Genomic DNA, 18,984 nt, shown 5'->3' with positions numbered 1-18,984 from the left:
GAAGTTCGATGAAAGATCCGTGGTCGGGATGGGCTCAGAAGCCCATCACCAGCGACACGCCCAGCTTGTTGTCGGTGCGGATCGCACGGCTGTCGTTGTATTCGGTCAGATAGCTGACGCGGGTCGCGAACTTGTCGGTCATCTTGAAGTTCACGCCGAGGTCGTTGTTGATCCGCAGTGCGGTATCCGAATACAGGATGTCCGTATCGTTGGTCGCGAACACGTTCTCGTTGAACTTGTAGAAGAACCGCGACGAGGCGATGTAGCCGGTTTCGGTTTCGCTGTTGTCCAGACCATCCTTCAGATAGCTCACGCCGATACCGGCCTGAACGCGCCAGGTCATGTCCGGGGTGTTGACCACGCGGTAGCCCGGACCGAAGCCGAGGAAAGCGTCCGTCTTCACGTCCCCTGCGGTCGCGGCCAGGCCATCGGTTTCCACCCGGCCCAGAACGAAGGCATAGAAGCTGTCGTTGAAGTAGTAGTTCGCGTCATAGACCGCGAACACATCTTCCTTGGTCTTCACGCCATCATCATCCGCGAAATCCAGCGCGACGCCGATGTTCTGCACCCAGGGACCCGAGGCGTAGCGCATCCGGGCGCCGGCAGTGAATTCCTGGCTTTCATTGTTGCCGGTCTTGCCCGAGTAGCCCAGCGAGGCCGAGCCCGAGAAACCCTGACGGAATTCCGGGTTCGAGAAACGGGCCGCATCTTCGGCGCGCGCCATATCCTCGGCCACGGCCTCGTCGATATCGTCGATACGGTCATTCAGGTCACGCGTACCAGTCAGATCAGTCTGCGCCATGGCCGGAGCCGCGATCATCAGCGCCAGAGCCGAGACTGCAACATTTTTCCAGATCGTGGTCATCTTGATATCCTTTCACTAACAAGAGCGGGTGCATCGCACTTCCGCCGCTCACGAATGGACATCTAATCCTTTGATTTATCTGGACAATATTAAGAAAACTCGGGTCAGCCTCAAGAATTACTCGTCTCCTTCCCCCTTGAAACCTCCGGTCGTCAGCCCCGAGGCCAAATATTCAGCCTCGGAGGGGATTTAGCGACGCTCCGGCGCCGGTCAGAGGTCATCCAGAAGGTCGTTCACCTCTTCATCCAGACGGGCGACCACCGCTTTCAGTGTCGATTCCGCAACATCGGCAAGCTCTGTTTCCAGGTCAGAACGCCAGATCACCCAGGATTCCAGCGTGAAATTCGGCGCGTCTTCCACAAGATGCAGTTGTCCGGCATCCAGGAATGGCTTCACATAGCGTGCAGGCAGATAGGCCGCGAAAGGGCGCGACCGGATGTAGCTGCCAACCAGCGTGCCCAGGGAAAGCTGGAAATTCGGGATCGGCAGTTCCGGCAGCGCGGTTTCATGGAAGCGCAGGAAATCCGGGCCCCAGTCCGCGAGGATATAATATTTGCTTATGTCCTCAATCTGGCAATCCTCTGTCGGAGCGACCAGAACAAGCTGGTCCTCCAGCAAGGGCTCGCAGCGCAGTCCGGTGCGCGCGATGGGGGTGAAGCTCAGCCCCACATGCATCTCGCCTTCGGCCATCCGGCGCAGGATCGTCTCCCCCCCGCCCAACTCGGCCCGCAGCGTCGCCTCGGGCAAGGCGGTCTTCAGCCCGTCGAGCCAGCGAAACCCCAGCCGCGGCCACAGCGCGGCTTCGGCACCTATGGTCAGGCTGGCGGGTTCCGCCTCCATCGCGCCGACCTGGCGGCGCGCCTGATCCCAGCTTTTCAGGATTGACCAGGCATGGCGGCGGAACTCCCGCCCCGCCGGGGTGGGTTCAACCCCGGTCTTGTGCCGCAGGAACAGCGGGCGGCCAAGCTGGTCTTCCAGCCGCTGCACCCGCAGCGAGACCGCCGATTGCGTTACATGCAGCCGCTCGGCCGCAGAGGCAAAAGCGCCGGTGTCTATCACTTCAAGGAAGGTCCGAAGCAGCTGCATATCCATTGCACATTCTCCACTGGTCCCAGTGGAAAGGAACATGCGGCAGCGCAGGTTCCAAGTGCAGGGGGAATTAATGCAAAGAGATTTCCAGCCGGTCCCGCTCACTTCGTGACGCGCGGGCCTCCCTGCTGTAACATCCCGTTATCGCGGTCGGTTCCCGCGCGGCAGGATTTTCAGCGGTGCGGAAAACCGGGCTTGGCGGCACGCGCCTCGACCTGCACGGGGATCAGTTCACGGCGCACGACCGGCGCCCTGGTGCCGCCGCGCGGACCTTCGTCATCCTGCGCCTGGCGCATCACGGCAATCGCGAACTGGGCACCTGCGAAAATGACCCCGTTGCTCACGAACAGCATCAGACCCGCCAACCAGCCCATTTCGGTTTCCAGCACCAGATGGCCCAGATTGCCGATGTTGAACCACACGAGCAGCGCCACGAAAACGGCGGCGAGCGCATAGCCAATGGCCACATTGACGATATAGAGCCGGACAAGCTTGGGCATGACGAATCCTCCTGTCACCCTGACCCTAACACTCCTGTCGCGGGGCACCAGCGCCAAACCGTCGCAGGTGCAGCATTTTATTGCGCGGAACAGGGCGCTGGCGGCAATTTGCCGAAACTCAGGGCGTTTGCGGAAGGAATTCCAGTTTCAGCCCGTCCGGCCCGGTCAGGATCAGCCGCCCGTCCCGCAGGCTCGCGGCATCGACCTCTGCCATCGCAGCCAGATAGCGCGACTCGGCTTCCAGCGCCGGGCAGGCCATGCGGGTCGCTCCAAACATGCCGAAGCGGAAGGCGGGCAACTGCCCTTCGCGCGCCGCGAACCAGCGGTTGCAGGGCGCCTGCCCCGTGGCGCGGGCGGGGTCGGTCAGATCCAGCGTGGCCCGTTCGGCGAAGGTCTGGCCATTCAGGCGCTCCAGCCGCCAGATACGGGCCAGTTCGGCTTCGGTCGGCACGGGCTGCGAGGCGGACGGTTCGCCGCCCGGCAGACAGGCGGCGAGAAAAACGAGGGAAAGCGTGGCAAGTGGTTTCAACATCACAGGTCTCCTTTCCCCTTCCGACGCAGGGCGCCGGACGATCCTTGGCGGATCAGGCGGAAAAAGCCTGTGGCTTTTCCTCACGCGCCATATGATCCAGAACCGCGTTAACGAACTTCGGTTCCTTGCCTTCGGGGAAAAACGCCTTCGCCACCTCGACGAATTCGTTGATCACCACCTTGGGCGGCGTATCCATCGCCACAAGTTCGGCCCCCGCCGCGCGGAACAGTGCGCGCAGCACCGGGTCGATGCGGTCAATCGGCCATTTCGCCACCAGCGCCCGGTCGGTCATCTGGTCAATTTTGGCCTGCCAGTTCACGGCCTCGCTGACGATCTTGCGGAAATGGGTCAGATCGCCCTCCGCCATTTCGGTGCCGTCCTCGAAGACTTCACCAAACCGGAAGGCCTCGAATTCGCGCACCACACGCTCGACGGTCTGGGACGAGGTTTCCATCTGGAACAGCGCCTGCACCGCAAAGAAGCGCGCGGCGGAGCGTTTCAGCTTGCCATCGGGTTTGCCGCTCATGCCAGATGCCCCCCTTCGGCGCGGAAACCGATGCCCTTGCGGGCTCCGGCCCAGCGACGGGCATGGGCGATCAGATGCAGCGCGGCAGCGGCGGCCCCGCCCCCCTTGTTCTGTCCGGCCGGATCGGCGCGAACCACGGCCTGTTCGCGGTTTTCCACCGTCAGAATGCCGTTACCGATGCAGGCGCCTTGCAGGCCCAGCAGCGTGATGCCGCGGCTGGAATCGTTGCAGACCGTATCGTAATGCGTGGTCTCACCCCGGATCACACAGCCCAGACCGACATAGCCGTCGTAATTCGAAAGCCGCTCCGCCAGCGCGATGGCCGAGGGGATTTCCAGCGCGCCAGGCACCTCGATCACTTCGGATTCCGCACCGCAGGCGGCAGCCATGGCCTGCGCCCCCGCCACCAGATTGTCGGCGATGTCCTTGTAATAGGGCGCCACGACGATCAGGAGCTTCACCGGCTTGTCGAACTGCGGCAGCGGCAGCGTGTAATGCTGTTCATTGGCGGCCATGGGTCACTCCTTGATCGCGCGGGTGCCGGAGATCGACAGGCCATAGGCATCCAGCCCCACGACCTTGGGCGCCTGATGGTTGGTGACCAGCGTGATTTCGGTCAGCCCCAGCGCGGCGAGGATCTGCGCGCCCAGCCCGTATTGCCGCAGCGTCTGCGGCGAGGCCTCGCCCGCCTCCACCAGTTTCATCGAAGTGTCGCGCAGCAGCACGACCACGCCGCGCCCCTCGGACGCGATGACTTTCATCGCCCCCGACAACTCGCCCGCCGTTTCGACGCCGCCGATCCCCAGCACATCGGCCAGCGGATCCAGCGCATGCATCCGCACCAGCACCGGACCGGGCGCCGCGATATCGCCCTTGGTCAGCACCACATGTTCAGCCCCCTGAGCCACATCCGAGAAGATGCGCATGACCCATTCGCCACCGTGAACCGAGGTCACGCGGCGGACGGACGCCTCTTTCACCAGATTGTCGTGGCGGCGGCGATAGGCGATCAGGTCGGAAATCGTGCCGATCTTCAGGCCGTGACGCTGCGCGAACTGCACCAGATCGGGCAGCCGCGCCATGGTGCCGTCGTCATTCATGATCTCGCAGATCACCCCGGCGGGCTTCAGCCCGGCGAGACGCGACACATCGGTCGCGGCTTCGGTATGACCGGCGCGCACCAGCACGCCGCCGTCACGGGCGCGCAGCGGAAAGATATGGCCGGGCGTCGCAATATCCTGCGGACCGGCCTTGTCGTCGATGGCCACCGCGATGGTGCGGGCGCGGTCGGCGGCGGAAATCCCGGTTTCCACCCCTTCGCGCGCCTCGATCGAGACGGTGAAGGCGGTTTCGTGGCGCGACGAGTTTTTCGACGCCATCAGCGGCAGGCCAAGCTGGTCGATCCGCGCGCTGGAGAGCGTGAGGCAGATCAGCCCGCGCCCGTGCGTCGCCATGAAATTCACCGCAGCCGCGTCACACATCTCGGCCGGGATCACCAGATCGCCCTCGTTCTCGCGGTCCTCATGGTCCACGAGAATGAACATGCGGCCCTTGCGGGCGTCTTCAATGATCTCCTCGGTCGAGGAAATGGCGTCGGAAAAGTCGGTCTTGTGTCCGGTCATGGCACGTCTCCGGGAAGGTGTTCCCCTGCCATTACCGCAGCGCCCCGGCGATTGCCAGAGTGCACAGTCACGGGCACAGAGTCAAAGACCTGCGTCAAAGACCCTGCGCGAAGATGCGCGCGGCCGGAAGGTAATAGCCCAGCCGTCCGGCCACCACCCATTCCGGTTCGAACGGCGCATCGCCCACCAGCACCACGCCCTCGGCCGGATGGCCGGCATGGGCAGCCCGCAGCGCCGCGCGGATTTCGCCAAAGCGGCCCCAAGGCCGGGGCGCCGCGTGGCTGGCCTCCAGCAGCGGCTGCGCGGCAGACAGCGCGGCAGGCGTCAGTGGCGCCACCGCAAGGCCGATACGCCCCGCCTGCCCGATCCTGCCCAGCCCCGCATCTGCCCCCGGCACCCGCAGCGCGTTGGAGGAAAACAGGAAGGCCACAACGTCATGCCCGGTCGCGGCACGCACGCTGGCATAGGTTTTGTAATCCAGACCGAGTTCCCTGGCGCGGCGCACCCGGCCGCGCACGATTTCGATGGGCAGATGCGGCACCAGCGCCGCGCGCGCCGAACGCCAGCAATGGCGCCGCCACGACAGGCCATTGGTCTCGGGCCCGCCATTATGGCCGATGCCGGGTAACGGACGATCCGGCGTCACGCCCATTCGCGCAGCCGCGCCACATAGCGGGCCATGGTATCGACCTCGAGGTTGATCTTCTGGCCCACCGCCACCTCGTTCCAGGTCGTCACCGCCTGGGTATGCGGAATGAAGTTGATGCCGAAATCGCAGCCCTCGACCTCGTTCACCGTCAGCGACGTGCCGTTCAGCGCGACAGACCCTTTCGGCGCGATGAACTTCGCCAGCGTCTCCGGCGCGCGGAAGGTCACGCGCAGGCTGTCGCCCTCGGGGCGGATCGCCACCACCTCGGCCACGCCATCGACATGGCCCGAGACGATATGGCCGCCCAACTCGTCCCCCACCTTCAGCGCGCGTTCAAGATTGAGCCGCGTTCCTTCAGCCCAGCCCCCGATATTGGTCTTGCTGACGCTTTCGGCGCTGATCTGCACGTCAAACCAGTTCTGCGGCGCGCGCCCCAGTGCGATCACGGTCAGGCAGACCCCGTTGCAGGCGATCGAGGCGCCAAGGTCGATCCCGGCCACGTCATAGGACGTACCGATCCTTGCGCGCAGGTCGCCCTTCTGCTCCAGCTCCAGCACCTTGCCGATATCGGTGACGATCCCTGTGAACATCGCGTCTCTCCTTGCCGTTTCCCGATGCCTAGCCCTCTGGCGGCAAGCGCGCAAGGGTGGCCACCTGATCGTCACAAAACCGCCGCGCTTTTTGGCAGAATGGTCAAGAATTTGCGGGATTTCCCCTTCATCCCTGGCCCTGCCGTGCTAAGGCAGGAAAAACGGACGAGTGGACATGGTGACAGGCAGACGGATCACGGGAAGCGAGGGCGCAGCCCCTGCCCTGACCGGCGAGGGGCGGCGGTTCCTCTTTCTTCAGGGACCACACGGGCCCTGGTTTCACCGGCTGGGACGGATGCTGCGCGCCGCTGGTGCACAGGTCTGGCGCGTGGGCTTCAACCGGGGCGACCAGGCGTTCTGGCCCGACCGTGACAGCTTCATCCCCTATCGCGGCCCTGCTGCCGACTGGCCTGCGACCTTTGGCACCCTGCTGGACGATCATGCGATCACCGATATCGTGCTTTACGGCGATACAAGGTCCATCCATGCCGAGGCAGTGAAGCTTGCGCGTGCACGCGGCCTGACCGTGCATGTGTTCGAGGAAGGCTATCTGCGCCCGCATTGGGTGACCTATGAACGCGGCGGGTCCAACGGCAACTCGCGGCTGATGGACCTGAGCCTGCACCAGATGCAGGCCGCATTGGCACAATCAGACACCGACCTGCCCGATGCCCCGGCACACTGGGGCGACATGCGCCAGCACATGTTCTACGGCGCGCTTTACCACTGGTTCGTGATGACGGGCGTCTGGCAATATCGCGGCTACCGCCCGCATCGCGCCCTGACCGTGCGGCAGGAGTTCTGGCTTTACTGCAAGCGTCTGGCGCTCTTGCCGCTGCATGCCGCAGAGCGCAGGCTGGCGACGCTGCGCATCCGGCATGGCGGATTTCCCTATCATCTGGTGCTTTTGCAGCTGGAACATGACTCCAGCTTCCAGATGCACTCGCCCTTCCGCACCATGACCGAATTCCTGCAAGTGGTGATCGAGGGTTTCGCCCGTGGCGCGCCGCCGCATCATCATCTGGTGTTCAAGGCGCATCCGCTGGAAGATGGCCGTGTGCCCGTCGCCCGTGCCATCCGTGATCTGGCGCGGGAACATGGCGTGCAGGATCGCGTGCATTTCGTGCGCGGCGGCAAGCTGGCGCTGTTGCTGAACCACGCCCGCAGCGCGGTCACGGTGAACTCCACCGCCGCGCAGCAGGCGCTTTGGCGTGGCCTGCCACTCAAGACCTTCGGCGCTGCGGTCTATGCCAAGCCGGAATTCGTTTCGACCCAGAGCCTCAGCGATTTCTTCCGACAGCCCATCCGCCCCGACAGCCGCGCCTATCGCGACTACCGGCGTTACCTGCTGGAAACCAGCCAGGTGCCCGGCGGCTTCTATTCCGCTCGCGGGCGGCGTGTCCTGCTGCGTCAGGTGGTCGACATGATGCTGTCGCCGGAAGACCCCTATGATGCGCTGACATCGGGAAACGCGGCACCTCGGCAACAGTTACGGCTTGTCAACTGACGTATTTTCGCCGCACGGCACGAGAGGCTGGCGTTTTTTCAACCCCTTGGCTAGGGTTGCAGGAAAAAACTTGAGGCATAATCCATAAAGGAGCCCGAGCAGTGAAAGTGAATACCACCCGGAGGGCCACGCTTGTTGGCCTTGCTGCGGTTGTAGGGATGGTCAGTGGATGCGGGCTCCCCCGTTCCGGTCCCAACAAACGCGAGATTTTTGCGGGTTCCGTGATGAAGAAGGGTGATGCCTTCGTCGTGACCGTGAACAGCCGCGTGACCCGTGCCACTTCCGTCATGCCCGCCTACGGGTTCAGCGATGCGTTCCGCAAGGCCGGGACCGTTGGTTCCGATACGATCAATGCGGGCGATGTGCTGACGCTGACGATCTTTGAAAACGTCAAGGATGATCCGCTGCTGGGCAATACCGGCCAGCGGGTTTCGGTGCTTGATCAGGTTCAGGTCGACGGTCAGGGCTATATCTTCGTGCCCTATGCCGGCAAGATCAAGGCGGGCGGCCAGACGCCCGACGGGCTGCGTCAGGCGATCACCCGCAAGCTGGACAGCCAGACCCCCGATCCGCAGGTCACCGTGCAGCGGCTGGCGGGCGACGGCCAGACGGTCTCGGTCTCCGGCGCGGTCGGCGGGCAGGGCGTCTTCCCCATCGAACGCCCCACCCGCACGCTTTCCGCGATGATCGCCAAGGCAGGCGGCGTGGCCATCGAACCGGCGGTCGCCGTGGTCCGCGTGACGCGCGGCACCCAGACCGGCAAGGTCTGGCTTCAGGATCTGAACGAGAACCCGGCACTGGATATCGCGCTGCGCGGCGGCGACAAGATCGTGGTGGAACGCGACCAGCGTGCCTTCACCGCCCTTGGCGCAACCGGGGCGCAAAGCCTTGTGCCGTTTGAAACCCAGACGCTTTCGGCGATCGAGGCCATCGCTACCGTGGGCGGCCTTGCCACCACCCTGGCCGATCCCACCGGGGTATTCGTCTTCCGCAACGAACCGGCCGAGATTGCCAATCAGGTGCTGGGCCGCAAGGATCTGCGCGGTGATCAGCGCATGGTCTATGTGCTGGATCTGACGCAGCCCACCGGCATGTTCGAGGCGCGTGATTTCCTGATCCGCGATGGCGACACGCTTTACGTCACCGAGGCGCCGTTCACGCAATGGTCGAAAACGATCAATGCGATCACCGGCACCGCCAATGCGGCCAGCAGCCTCGCCAACAGCAGCACATCCGGAAACTGATGCCGCTGCAAACCGCAGAAACACCGGCCGCCGGGGGGCTTCCCCGGCGGCTGTTCTTTTACAACGCGGGCTTTCTGCGCCAGCCGCAGCTGCGCCGCATCCTTGCGCTGGCCGGGCACGAGTTGCGGCTGGGCCTGCCTGGCCCCGCGGATGGCGTGGTGGTCTGGGGCCGGTCGCCTTATGCCGCGCGGGGCGAGGCGGTGGCCGCGCGGCGTGGCGTGCCACTGGTGCGGCTGGAAGATCCCTTCCTGCGCTCCTTGCGGCCGGGACGCGCGGGTGATCCGCCGCTGGGGCTGATGATCGACGGGATAGGCGTGCATTTCGATGCCAGCGCGCCCTCGCGGCTGGAAACGATCCTCGCCCGCGACCCGCTGGACGATGCCGCGCTGTTGCAACGCGCGCGCGACGGGATCGGGCGGCTGCGGGCCTTGCATCTGTCCAAATACAACCTGCACGATCCCGCCGTGCCGCCCCCCGCGCCGGGTTATGTGCTGGTGGTGGATCAGACGCTGGGCGATGCCTCGGTCCGCTGGGGCGGCGCCACGGCGCAGACATTCCAGGACATGCTGGCCGCCGCGCTGGATGAAAACCCCGGCGCGCGCATCCTGATCAAGACCCACCCCGAGACCCTGGCGGGGCTGCGGCCCGGCCATTACGGCCCCGAGGCGCTGTCGGATCGCGTGCAGATTTGCGCCGATCCGGTCTCGCCGCATGATCTGCTGGATGGGGCCATCGCGGTCTATACCGTGTCGTCGCAACTGGGGATGGAGGCGATCTGGGCCGGGCACCGGCCGCGCGTCTTCGGCCAGCCCTTCTATGCGGGTTGGGGGCTGACACGGGATGAACAGCCTGTGCCAGGGCGGGGCCGCCGCCTGACGCCCGCACAGATGTTCGCGGGCGCGATGATCCTTGCCCCGCTCTGGTATGATCCCTGCCGGGACCGGCTGTGCGGGTTCGAAGAGGCGGTGGACCAGCTGGAGGCCGAGGTGCGCGCCTTCCGCGAGGATCGGGCCGGGCATATAGCAACCGGCATGCGGCTGTGGAAACGCGGGCCGCTGCGCGGCTTCTTCGGCGGGCACGGGCGGCTGAGCTTTCGTGACCCGCCCGCGAAGGCTGCCGATCTGGCACGGCGGCGCGGCGCGGGCCTGCTGATCTGGGCCGGGAAAGAACCAGAGGGGCTGGCCGCGCCTGTGATGCGACGGGTGGAGGATGGATTTCTGCGCTCCCGCGGGCTGGGTGCGGAACTGGTGCCACCGCTGAGCCTCGTGACCGATGATCTGGGCATCTATTACGACCCGACGCGGCCCAGCAGGCTGGAGCGGCTGATCGCAACGACCCCGCCGCCCGGCGGGCTGCGCCGGGCCGAGGCACTGCGAACGCGGCTGATCGGCCTTCGCGTGACGAAATACAACCTTGGCGGCGCGCTGCCCGACCTGCCCGAGGGCCATCGCATCCTCGTGCCCGGACAGGTGGAGGATGATGCCTCGATCTGCCTTGGCGCGGGCGAGGTCTGCACCAATCTGGCGCTTCTTCGGGCCGTGCGCGCGGCGCATCCCGGCGCGGTGATTGTCTACAAACCCCACCCGGATGTCGAGGCGGGCCTGCGCCCCGGTGCGGTGCCGCCCGATCTGCTGCGTGCCGAGGGTCTGGCCGATGTGATTGCCGATCGCGCCGATCCGGTGGCGCTGATCGAGGCCTGTGCCGAGGTCTGGACGATGACCTCGCTTCTGGGCTTCGAGGCGCTGCTGCGCGACAAACCTGTCACCTGCCTCGGTGCGCCGTTTTATGCAGGCTGGGGCCTGACCCGTGACCTTGGTCCGGTGCCCGAACGCCGACGCCGTGCGCCCGATGGCCACCCTCTGCCGCGCCCGTCGCTGGACCAGATCGCCCATGCCGCGCTGATCGCCTATCCACGCTATCACGACCCGCTGACCCGCCGCCCCTGCCCGCCCGAGGTCGCGGTGGACCGGCTGGCACAGGGCACAATCCCGCATCAGGGGCCGCTGAACCGCCTCATCGCCAAGGCACAGGGGATGCTGGCCAGCCACGCCTGGATCTGGCGTCAGTAGATATAGCGGATCTGATCGGTCCAGTAGCGTTCCATTCGCTTCAGCGACTGGTTCGCATCCTCGACCATCGCGGGGCTGAGCACACCGCGTTTTTCCAGACCCTCGGCATGGCGCGAGAACAGGTCATGCAATTGGCCACGCACACGCCGCCCCTTTTCGGTCAGTCGCACCCGCACCGAGCGGCGGTCGATTTCCGACCTCTGGTGGTGCATGTACCCCAGTTCCACCAGCTTCTTCAGATTGTAGCTGACGTTCGACCCCTGATAATAGCCGCGCGATTTCAGCTCACCCGCCGTCACCTCGTTGTCGCCGATGTTGAACAGCAGCAAAGCCTGCACCGGGTTGATTTCCAGTATCCCCAGCCGTTCGAATTCATCCTTCACCACATCCAGCAGCAGGCGGTGAAGCCGTTCGATCAGCGCAAGGTTTTCCAGATAGCCCAGCATGAAGGCCCGATGCGAGCCGTCCAGCACCTGTTGATGAACCGTCATCCCTGTCTCCACCTGTCTGATCTGGGTGGAGATTCGGCAGAAAAAGGAAAGATCGCGTAAATTGCCGCGGATAACCGGCGCAATTTTAGGCGTTTTCGCCGGCGTGGCTCAGCGGCCTGGTTGCAGCCTGCGGCGGGCGTAATCACCGATATGGCCGATCAGCGCGGCAAAACGCTCCGGCGCGGGTTGCTGCCCCAGAACCCAGGGCAGCAGATCCTGATCATTCTCGGCCAGAAGCGCGTCGTAAAGATCCAGCGTGTCGGCATCCATCGCCGCCAGATGCACCTCGGCATAGGGGCCAAGCACCAGGTCCATTTCCTTGGTGCCGCGGCGCCAGCTGCGCATCTGCATCCGCTTCAGACGGGCTTCGGCCGTTTCCCTCATCAGGCGCTCACTTCCATCAGGGCTTTCATCCTGCGCTCCATCTGGCCGAGATCGCGCGCAAGGGCAAGGGCCTGCGCACGGATGCGGGCCAGTTCGGCCAGCGCGCGGCGCGTTTCGGTTGCGGCGCTGCGCTCCGGCGCCGGACCGTCCGGCCCCTCGCCCTCACCCGTCAGCAGCCAGACCAGCGAGACATTCAGCATCCCCGCCATCATCTGAAGCCGGTTGGCGCGCGGCTCCAGCATGTCGTTTTCCCATGCCTGCACGGTTTTCAGCTTCACACCAAGCCGTTTGGCAAGCTCGTCCTGCGTCATGCCCGCGCCCTCGCGCGCGCCTGTCACGCGGTCGCCGAAGGTCGCGGTTTCCTCGCTGAACCAGCCCTGGGTATCGGTTTCCGTCATCTTGCCTCTCCTTCTTCTGATAGCGCTTGATAGACCGGGGGGCGCACCCTAAGAGAAAGCGGCAACAAATCCAACCCTTCAGCCCGGATTCCTGTCATGGCCTTCCTGTCCGACACCCTTGCCCGCGTGAAACCCTCGCCCACCATCGCGGTCACCACCAAGGCGGCGGAACTGAAGGCGGCGGGCCGCGATGTGATCGGCCTTGGCGCGGGCGAGCCGGATTTCGACACGCCGCAGAACATCAAGGACGCGGCCAAGCGCGCCATCGACGAGGGCAAGACCAAATACACCGCCGTCGATGGCATCCCCGAGCTGAAGAAGGCGATCTGCGCCAAGTTCGAACGGGAGAACGGCCTGAAATACGCGCCGAACCAGATCACCGTGGGCACCGGCGGCAAGCAGATCCTCTACAATGCGCTGATTGCCACCTGCAATCCGGGCGACGAGGTCATCATTCCCGCGCCCTACTGGGTCAGCTACCCCGACATGGTGCTGCTGGCGGGCGGCACGCCGGTTCCGGTGGTGGCGACGCTGGAGAATGATTTCAAGATCACTCCCGCCCAGCTTGAGGCGGCAATCACGCCGAAAACCAAATGGTTCATCTTCAATTCGCCCTCCAACCCCACCGGGGCGGGCTACAGCCATGACGAGCTGAAAGCGCTGACCGATGTGCTGATGCGCCATCCGCAGGTCTGGATCATGTCGGACGACATGTATGAACATCTGGTGTTCGACGATTTCACCTTCGTCACCCCGGCGCAGATCGAACCCGGCCTTTACGACCGCACGCTGACCTGCAACGGCGTCTCCAAGGCCTATGCGATGACCGGCTGGCGCATCGGCTATGCCGGTGGCCCGGTGGAGCTCATCAAGGCCATGGCCAAGGTGCAGTCGCAATCGACCTCGAACCCCTGTTCGGTCAGCCAGTATGCCGCGCTGGAGGGGCTGACCGGGCCGCAGGAGTTCCTGACGGATAACAAGGTGCTGTTCCAGCGCCGCCGCGATCTGGTGGTCTCGATGCTGAACACCTGCCCCGGCATCACCTGCCCGAAGCCCGAGGGTGCCTTCTATGTCTATCCCGACATCGCGGGCTGCATCGGAAAGACCAGCGCGGGCGGCGCGCATATCGTGGATGACGAGGCTTTCGCCACTGCCCTGCTGGAAGAAACCGGCGTCGCCGTGGTCTTTGGCGCGGCCTTCGGGCTTTCGCCCAACTTCCGCGTCAGCTACGCTACCTCGGACGAGGCTTTGCGCGAGGCCTGCACCCGGATCAAGACCTTCTGCGAAGGGCTGAAGTAAGGAACCGCATGGCCGACCGGATCACCGCCAACCTGCCCAGCCGCGACTTCGGCGCGACCGAAGCCTTCTATGCGCGGCTGGGGTTCACCCGTCAGTGGCGGGACGAGGGCTGGATGATCCTCAAACGCGGCGTGCTGGAACTGGAGTTCTTTCCGCATCCCGATCTGGTCCCCGGCGAAAGCTGGTTTTCCGCCTGCATCCGGGTCGATGACGTGGACACGCTGCACACCGAATGGCAGGCGGCAGGTCTGCCCGGTGATCATCGCGCCATCCCGCGGCTGACCGGCTTCTTCCAGCCCGGCGAAGCGCCGCGCATGTTCGCGCTGGTGGATGCGGATGGCTCGCTGCTGCGCTGCATGGGAAATGGGGGCTGACATGGCGGGCGACCTGCCGGACTATTATTTCCGCATCCGCGAAAACGGCGCCGTGGTGTTCAAGGTCGATACCGAGAACCGGCAGCGCCGCATCGACATGGATGAAATCGCCACCATCAACATCAAGAACGGCAATGTGAAGCCGCATGGCGACCGCAAGCTTTCGGATGCCGAGATGCAGGTGATCCGCGACTGGATGGCCGGGCGCAGCGCCCTGCTGGCACGCCGCGACATCGACGACATCCACCGCGCCGTGGACTACATGAACATCACGACGCAATGGGTGCAATCGAAAGCCAGTGACGCACAACTGGACGAGGTGACCGACTCCCTGCTGCTGGCGATGCACGACCTGCGGTCGGTTCTGGTGCGCAAGAAGGCCGAACGCCTGCTGAAAGCCGCAGGCGAGGAAGCGGCCGAGGAGTGAGCCTGAAGGCGATAGGACTGGCTATTGCGGAACTGCGCGTATGGCGGGCAAAGTGGTCGTTGACCTGATATGCTTTGCCCTGCATCATTTGAACATGTTGCAGGCTATTGTCGATTATTGGCGGAAGCTGAAGGGATCGGTGCATCCGGATGATGCCACGACCTTTGGTAGGTTCGGCGAGCACGGCTTCAATCTCGATTTTCCTCCGCCAGCATACATTGGCGATATTCTGAACGCGCCAATAATCATACTTGATAATAATGGCGGGTTCGACATGCGAACAACGCCTACTGAATTTCCCGATGCACTGGCACATGAGGAATTTCGTGAAGCTTTGGCATTCCCTCAGCGACTTGATTTGTCCGCCAGGACAGTCGCACCATACTATCGTTCCCGGAATTATACACGTTTTCTCATGTCCGGCGCGGCTGCGCTCGTCAACGGTGTGGCGTATCGCTCCGTCAATGGCGATGCAAAAAGAGTTAAAGAACTAACTAGAATTCTCCCTTCAGCAAAGTTTCACCGAAACTGGCTCATCCAATCAGTATTACCCTTAGTCAACAGAGGAGAGCGATTTCTTGTCATTCATAGGTGGGGACGATGGGCGCCCGCCACCGATGTCTTCCGCGCGCACCCAAACGCAATTTTCTCCACAGCACAGATTAGCAAGGATCTATCGAGGCAGGAATTGGCCGCTGCCGAAGCATTTCTTCAACAACTGAAGTGACCGTTCACTCTGGGTCTCAATTTTCTCCCTCGCCCGGAGCCTGCAAACCAACAGTGCAGGTGACGCTGGCCAGCCGCTCAGTTCTGAAATGCAACACAATCGCATTCACACCGGACGGGGCACGCGGCTCCAGAAGCGCCACATCAGCAGGGCTGAGGCGATCAACAGGCCGATGACCAGCCCGAGCCACAGGCCGGTGCCTCCCAGCCCCGCCCGGAAGGCGAGGAACCATGAGGTCGGAATCCCCACTGCCCAATAGGCGAAGCTGGCGATCCACATCGGCACGCGGGTATCATGCACACCGCGCAGAAATCCCAGCGCCAGAACCTGTGCCGCATCGGCAAGCTGGAACGCCGCTGCGAAGGCCAGCAGCAGGCTGCCGAAGGCGATGATCTCGGCCGCCTCGGGGTTGGCGTGGTCGATGAACAAGCCGACGATGGGTTCGGGGTAGCTGAGATACAGCGCCACCTGTGCCAGCCCGACAGTGGCGGAAATGGCGATGGCCACCAGCGCACCACGCCGCAGGTTGCCCCAGTCGCCCGCCCCGGCGAAGCGGCCGGTGCGCACGGTGGCCGCATTCGACAGGCCCAGATGCAGCATGAACCCCAGCGCCGTCACCTGCATGGCGATGCCATGCGCCGCCAGTTGCACGGTGCCGATCCAGCCCATCATCAGCGCCGTTGCCTGAAACAGCCCGCTTTCGGCCAGCCCGGTCAGCCCGATGGGCCAGCCAAGGCGGAACACCAGACCCATGGCGTGCCAGTCCGGCCGCCAGAAGCGCTGGAACAGGTGAAAGCGCCGCAGTTCGGGCAGCCAGCCCGCGTAAAGCGCCAGCGCGGCACTGGTCAGAAGCTGCACCAGCGCCGAGGCAAGACCGGCGCCGCGCACGCCCAACTCAGGCGCGCCCCAATGGCCAAAGACCAGCGCATAGCACAGCGCCCCATTCACGAAGACCGCGCCCAGCGTCAGCCAGAGCACGACTTGCGTGCGCTCCAGTGCGGCAAGATAGCTTTTCAGCGTCATCACCAGCAGTGCGGGGGCAAGACCAAGCCCGGCGATGCGCAGGAAATCCCGCGCCAGCGCCGCCACCTCGGGCTTTTGCCCGGCGGCCAGCAGGATCGGCTCGGCCCACCAGAACAGCGGATAGGCGATGAGGCCGCAACCGATGGACAGCCAGAGCCCCATGCGGGTAGCCCGGCGCACCTCGGTCTCGTCGCCGCGGCCCAACGCCTGCGCCACCATCGGCATGACGGCCTGTGCAAAGCCTGCACCCAGAACGAAGACGACGAAGAAGCATGACCCGCCGATGACTACCGCCGCCAGTTCGGCCACGCCATACCAGCCGACGATGACAGTATCGACCACATGGAGCAGCATCTGCGCCAGGTGGCTGCCGACCAGCGGCAGGCCAAGCGCCAGCAGGGCACGCAGATGCGTTATGGGGGAAAGGAGCCGGATCATGCCTTCGCTTTACCAACTGGTCAAGGCCGCGGCAAGATGCCGCAATTTTAGTCAGAGGGCGGATGTCAGCAACCCGGCCGAGACGATGGCGACCACAAGGCCCACCGCGATCTCGATCATCGGCACCGCGCGGGCCAGCCTGCCGCCTGAAAGCCCCTCGAAAGCGCCCTCGCGCAGGAAGTAGGCCGAGGCGGCGACAGCTACCGTCACCGTGGCCGTGCCGATGCCCATGGCATAGACCCCGGCCACCCCGGCGGCGGCAATGCCCATCTGCCAGCTCAGCACCAGCAGGAACAGCGCCCCGGAACAGGGCCGCAAGGCGATCCCCGCCACCAGCGCGGCGGCATCGCGCCAGCCGGAAATCTGCGCCACCTGTTCCGGGGTCGGGCCATGGGCATGGCCGCAGCCGCAATCGGGACCGTGGGAATGATGATGATCGTGATGGGGATGCGCCTGCCCCCGCCAATGTGCCACGCCGCGCCAGACGAGCCACAGCCCGATGCCGAGGATCATCGCATGGCTGACCGGCGCCAGAACGGTCTCGGTCACGCCTTCAATCTGCGTCCGCGCCCAGCCAAGGCCCACCATCAGCGCATAGAGCAGCACGACGGCGACCGTGGCCTGCGCAAGGCTCGACACCAGCGCCAGTGCCGCCAGCCAGATCAGCGAGACGCGCCGCGCCATGCCATAGCTGCCGATCAGCATTTTCCCATGCCCCGGCCCCGCCGCATGGAAGAACCCATAGGCGAAACAGACCGCCAGCAACCCCGCCAGCGCGCCGGGCGCCCCGGTGGCGATGCCGCGCACCGCGCCCGCCATCTGCTGCTGCACCTCACGCGCGCCGGCCAGCGCCCAGAGCCGCAGCGCGGTGAAACCACCGCCCGCCCACAGCGCCAGCAGGCCCAGCGCCAGAAGGGCCGCGAACAGGATCACTCCGCGCCGCATGTCACCACCAGCTCATCGGCGAAATTGGCGCCCACCGCCGGGAAATCAGCCTCCACATCCTGATCAGCGCCATATTCAGCCAGAGCCGCCAGAAGCTGCTCATTTGCCGCCGTGGCATCTGGGGCCAGCACTTCGGCCTTGCAACCTTGTGGCAGCGCGGGCGTAAAGGTCGGCGGCAGGGCAATCGTATAGGCGTTATAAAAGCTCGGGTCATAGGCCTGCACCCGCAGCGGTTGTTCCAGCGGCAAGGCCGGGTCGATCCGGCGCAGATGCGTGGAGGTCAGCCGCCCGCCCTCGAATTTCGCCGTCCAGTCTTCGGGCGGCCCCAGAGGCACCGGGGTTTCCCCCGACAACAGGTAGGTGTCGCCACTGAAGCCGGTATCCCAGTTCATGTCGAACCCCTGAAGGGCGGCGGTTTCGGCCGCCGTGGCATTGCCGTCATGATCGGCGTCCAGCCCGCGTTCCTCGACCAGCACCATGGAATAGAAATCGTCATAGACCCAGGTGATGCGCAGCGCCTCGGCCCGTCCCCCGGCATCAAACAGAACCTCGACCCCGGTGTCGATCCAGACATGCGGATGCGCCAGCGCCGGAAGCGGCAGGCTTATGGCAATGGCAAGTGCGACAGCCCTCATGCCGACTGCTCCGGCTTACGGGCGATGAAATCGACAAGGGCAGAGCGGCCGGAATGGCCGCGCCCCTCGGAAATCTCGGCATCGTAATCCCCGGCCCGCAGCACCTCCCAGCCCGCGAAATCGGTGCGCAGATCCTCCAGCCGGTACATGTTGGCGGGATCGGACGGTCCGCCGGTGCCATAGCCGACCTGACGGGGCGCGTAGCCGTGCAACAGCACAAGGCCCCCCGGCACCACCGCCTGTGCGATGCCCTGATGGATACGGGCACGCAGGGGCGGAGGGGCGAACTGGATGAAGATGCCGACCACCACATCAAAGGGCTGCGACCAGTCCCAGCCCTCGATCCCCGACTGGCGGAAATCGACCGTCACCCCCCGCGCTTCGGCCAGCGCGCGTGCCTTTTCCAGCGCGACAGGGCTTTGCTCCATCGCCGTCACGCGATGGCCCCGCCCTGCCAGCCAGACCGAATTGCGCCCCTCGCCATCGGCAAGGCACAGAACCCTTGCGCCCTGCGGCATGACCCCGGCCTCGCGCGGCAGAAAGGCTGCCGGTTCGGTGCCGAACAGATAGCCCTCTGCCGAATATCGTTCATCCCACATGGCGCGCCCTCCGATCCTGTCCCCACCGGGGTAAGGCCGAAGCCGCGCCCC

The 18,984-nt window shown here is 64.8% G+C and carries 23 protein-coding genes; 7 read left to right on the top strand and 16 right to left on the bottom strand.

Annotated elements, in window-relative coordinates:
* Nucleotides 1–34: 34 nt before the first annotated feature.
* The 9 genes from C8N34_RS21425 to C8N34_RS21385 all read right to left on the bottom strand — a co-directional run bounded on the left by C8N34_RS21425 (nt 35) and on the right by C8N34_RS21385 (nt 6,373).
* Nucleotides 35–865 (bottom strand): DUF481 domain-containing protein, encoded by an 831-nt coding sequence (locus tag C8N34_RS21425; RefSeq protein ID WP_054303781.1) that lies wholly within the window; start codon nt 863–865, stop codon nt 35–37.
* A gap of 210 nt (nt 866–1,075) precedes the next feature.
* Nucleotides 1,076–1,957 (bottom strand): LysR family transcriptional regulator, encoded by an 882-nt coding sequence (locus C8N34_RS21420; RefSeq protein WP_054303782.1) that lies wholly within the window; start codon nt 1,955–1,957, stop codon nt 1,076–1,078.
* Between the two features lie 170 nt (nt 1,958–2,127).
* Nucleotides 2,128–2,454 (bottom strand): hypothetical protein, encoded by a 327-nt coding sequence (locus C8N34_RS21415; RefSeq protein ID WP_108130442.1) that lies wholly within the window; start codon nt 2,452–2,454, stop codon nt 2,128–2,130.
* Nucleotides 2,455–2,572: 118 nt separating this feature from the next.
* Nucleotides 2,573–2,986: an META domain-containing protein gene (locus tag C8N34_RS21410; RefSeq protein WP_108130441.1), complete on the bottom strand. Its 414-nt coding sequence runs from the start codon at nt 2,984–2,986 to the stop codon at nt 2,573–2,575.
* Nucleotides 2,987–3,038: 52 nt separating this feature from the next.
* Entirely contained in the window at nt 3,039–3,512 is a 474-nt protein-coding gene (gene nusB / locus C8N34_RS21405; protein WP_054303785.1) for a transcription antitermination factor NusB, read from the bottom strand.
* A complete protein-coding gene (locus tag C8N34_RS21400) occupies nt 3,509–4,027 on the bottom strand; it encodes a 6,7-dimethyl-8-ribityllumazine synthase (RefSeq protein ID WP_108130440.1) in 519 nt (172 codons plus the stop codon). The genes nusB and C8N34_RS21400 overlap by 4 nt, the downstream gene beginning before the upstream one ends.
* Nucleotides 4,028–4,030: 3 nt before the next feature.
* Nucleotides 4,031–5,134 (bottom strand): 3,4-dihydroxy-2-butanone-4-phosphate synthase, encoded by a 1,104-nt coding sequence (gene ribB, locus C8N34_RS21395; RefSeq protein ID WP_108130439.1) that lies wholly within the window; start codon nt 5,132–5,134, stop codon nt 4,031–4,033.
* 94 nt (nt 5,135–5,228) lie between these two features.
* Nucleotides 5,229–5,786 carry a hypothetical protein gene (locus tag C8N34_RS21390; protein ID WP_108130438.1) on the bottom strand — a complete coding sequence of 186 codons (558 nt, stop codon included), beginning with the start codon at nt 5,784–5,786 and terminating at the stop codon, nt 5,229–5,231.
* A complete protein-coding gene (locus C8N34_RS21385) occupies nt 5,777–6,373 on the bottom strand; it encodes a riboflavin synthase (RefSeq protein WP_108130437.1) in 597 nt (198 codons plus the stop codon). The genes C8N34_RS21390 and C8N34_RS21385 overlap by 10 nt, the downstream gene beginning before the upstream one ends.
* A 175-nt stretch (nt 6,374–6,548) precedes the next feature.
* Between C8N34_RS21385 and C8N34_RS21380 the strand changes: the two genes are divergently transcribed.
* The 3 genes from C8N34_RS21380 (at nt 6,549) to C8N34_RS21370 (ending at nt 11,193) form a co-directional block, all read left to right on the top strand.
* Nucleotides 6,549–7,880, top strand: coding sequence for a capsule biosynthesis protein (locus C8N34_RS21380; RefSeq protein WP_054300944.1), 1,332 nt, complete (start codon nt 6,549–6,551; stop codon nt 7,878–7,880).
* Nucleotides 7,881–7,981: 101 nt separating this feature from the next.
* Nucleotides 7,982–9,124 carry a polysaccharide biosynthesis/export family protein gene (locus C8N34_RS21375; RefSeq protein ID WP_369814573.1) on the top strand — a complete coding sequence of 381 codons (1,143 nt, stop codon included), beginning with the start codon at nt 7,982–7,984 and terminating at the stop codon, nt 9,122–9,124.
* Nucleotides 9,124–11,193 (top strand): capsular polysaccharide biosynthesis protein, encoded by a 2,070-nt coding sequence (locus C8N34_RS21370; protein ID WP_108130436.1) that lies wholly within the window; start codon nt 9,124–9,126, stop codon nt 11,191–11,193. Before C8N34_RS21375 ends, C8N34_RS21370 begins: the two co-directional genes overlap by 1 nt.
* Here C8N34_RS21370 and C8N34_RS21365 read toward each other — a convergent pair.
* The 3 genes from C8N34_RS21365 to C8N34_RS21355 form a co-directional block, all read right to left on the bottom strand.
* Nucleotides 11,187–11,684: a MarR family winged helix-turn-helix transcriptional regulator gene (locus C8N34_RS21365; RefSeq protein WP_054300947.1), complete on the bottom strand. Its 498-nt coding sequence runs from the start codon at nt 11,682–11,684 to the stop codon at nt 11,187–11,189. The two genes, C8N34_RS21370 and C8N34_RS21365, sit on opposite strands and share 7 nt — an antisense overlap.
* Nucleotides 11,685–11,792: 108 nt before the next feature.
* Nucleotides 11,793–12,068, bottom strand: a complete 276-nt coding sequence (locus C8N34_RS21360) for an FAD assembly factor SdhE (protein ID WP_108130435.1) — start codon at nt 12,066–12,068, stop codon at nt 11,793–11,795.
* Nucleotides 12,068–12,466: a helix-turn-helix domain-containing protein gene (locus C8N34_RS21355; protein WP_054300949.1), complete on the bottom strand. Its 399-nt coding sequence runs from the start codon at nt 12,464–12,466 to the stop codon at nt 12,068–12,070. The genes C8N34_RS21360 and C8N34_RS21355 overlap by 1 nt, the downstream gene beginning before the upstream one ends.
* A 96-nt stretch (nt 12,467–12,562) precedes the next feature.
* On the opposite strand from C8N34_RS21355, the gene C8N34_RS21350 reads away from it, so the two are divergent.
* From C8N34_RS21350 to C8N34_RS26015, 4 genes are read left to right on the top strand one after another with little or no spacing between them, the layout of a single operon-like run.
* Nucleotides 12,563–13,765, top strand: a complete 1,203-nt coding sequence (locus C8N34_RS21350) for a pyridoxal phosphate-dependent aminotransferase (protein ID WP_108130434.1) — start codon at nt 12,563–12,565, stop codon at nt 13,763–13,765.
* 8 nt (nt 13,766–13,773) lie between these two features.
* Entirely contained in the window at nt 13,774–14,139 is a 366-nt protein-coding gene (locus C8N34_RS21345; RefSeq protein ID WP_108130433.1) for a bleomycin resistance protein, read from the top strand.
* A gap of 1 nt (nt 14,140) precedes the next feature.
* Nucleotides 14,141–14,566, top strand: coding sequence for a hypothetical protein (locus C8N34_RS21340; protein WP_108130432.1), 426 nt, complete (start codon nt 14,141–14,143; stop codon nt 14,564–14,566).
* Nucleotides 14,567–14,606: 40 nt separating this feature from the next.
* Nucleotides 14,607–15,293 carry a hypothetical protein gene (locus tag C8N34_RS26015; protein ID WP_145693674.1) on the top strand — a complete coding sequence of 229 codons (687 nt, stop codon included), beginning with the start codon at nt 14,607–14,609 and terminating at the stop codon, nt 15,291–15,293.
* A 105-nt stretch (nt 15,294–15,398) separates the two neighbouring features.
* On the opposite strand, the gene C8N34_RS21335 is transcribed toward C8N34_RS26015, so the two are convergent.
* The 4 genes from C8N34_RS21335 to C8N34_RS21320 are packed head-to-tail and all read right to left on the bottom strand — an operon-like array spanning nt 15,399 to nt 18,933.
* Nucleotides 15,399–16,754: an MATE family efflux transporter gene (locus C8N34_RS21335; RefSeq protein WP_108130431.1), complete on the bottom strand. Its 1,356-nt coding sequence runs from the start codon at nt 16,752–16,754 to the stop codon at nt 15,399–15,401.
* A gap of 51 nt (nt 16,755–16,805) precedes the next feature.
* Nucleotides 16,806–17,699, bottom strand: coding sequence for a nickel/cobalt transporter (locus C8N34_RS21330; RefSeq protein WP_108130430.1), 894 nt, complete (start codon nt 17,697–17,699; stop codon nt 16,806–16,808).
* Nucleotides 17,684–18,334 (bottom strand): DUF1007 family protein, encoded by a 651-nt coding sequence (locus C8N34_RS21325; protein WP_108130429.1) that lies wholly within the window; start codon nt 18,332–18,334, stop codon nt 17,684–17,686. Before C8N34_RS21325 ends, C8N34_RS21330 begins: the two co-directional genes overlap by 16 nt.
* Entirely contained in the window at nt 18,331–18,933 is a 603-nt protein-coding gene (locus C8N34_RS21320; RefSeq protein WP_108130428.1) for an SAM-dependent methyltransferase, read from the bottom strand. The genes C8N34_RS21325 and C8N34_RS21320 overlap by 4 nt, the downstream gene beginning before the upstream one ends.
* Between the last annotated feature and the right edge of the window lie 51 nt (nt 18,934–18,984).

This window comes from Gemmobacter caeni, assembly GCF_003054195.1.
GTDB classification, from domain to species: domain Bacteria; phylum Pseudomonadota; class Alphaproteobacteria; order Rhodobacterales; family Rhodobacteraceae; genus Gemmobacter; species Gemmobacter caeni.
The sequence above is the reverse complement of the archived record's forward strand: the minus strand, read 5'-3'. Positions and strand labels throughout refer to the sequence as shown.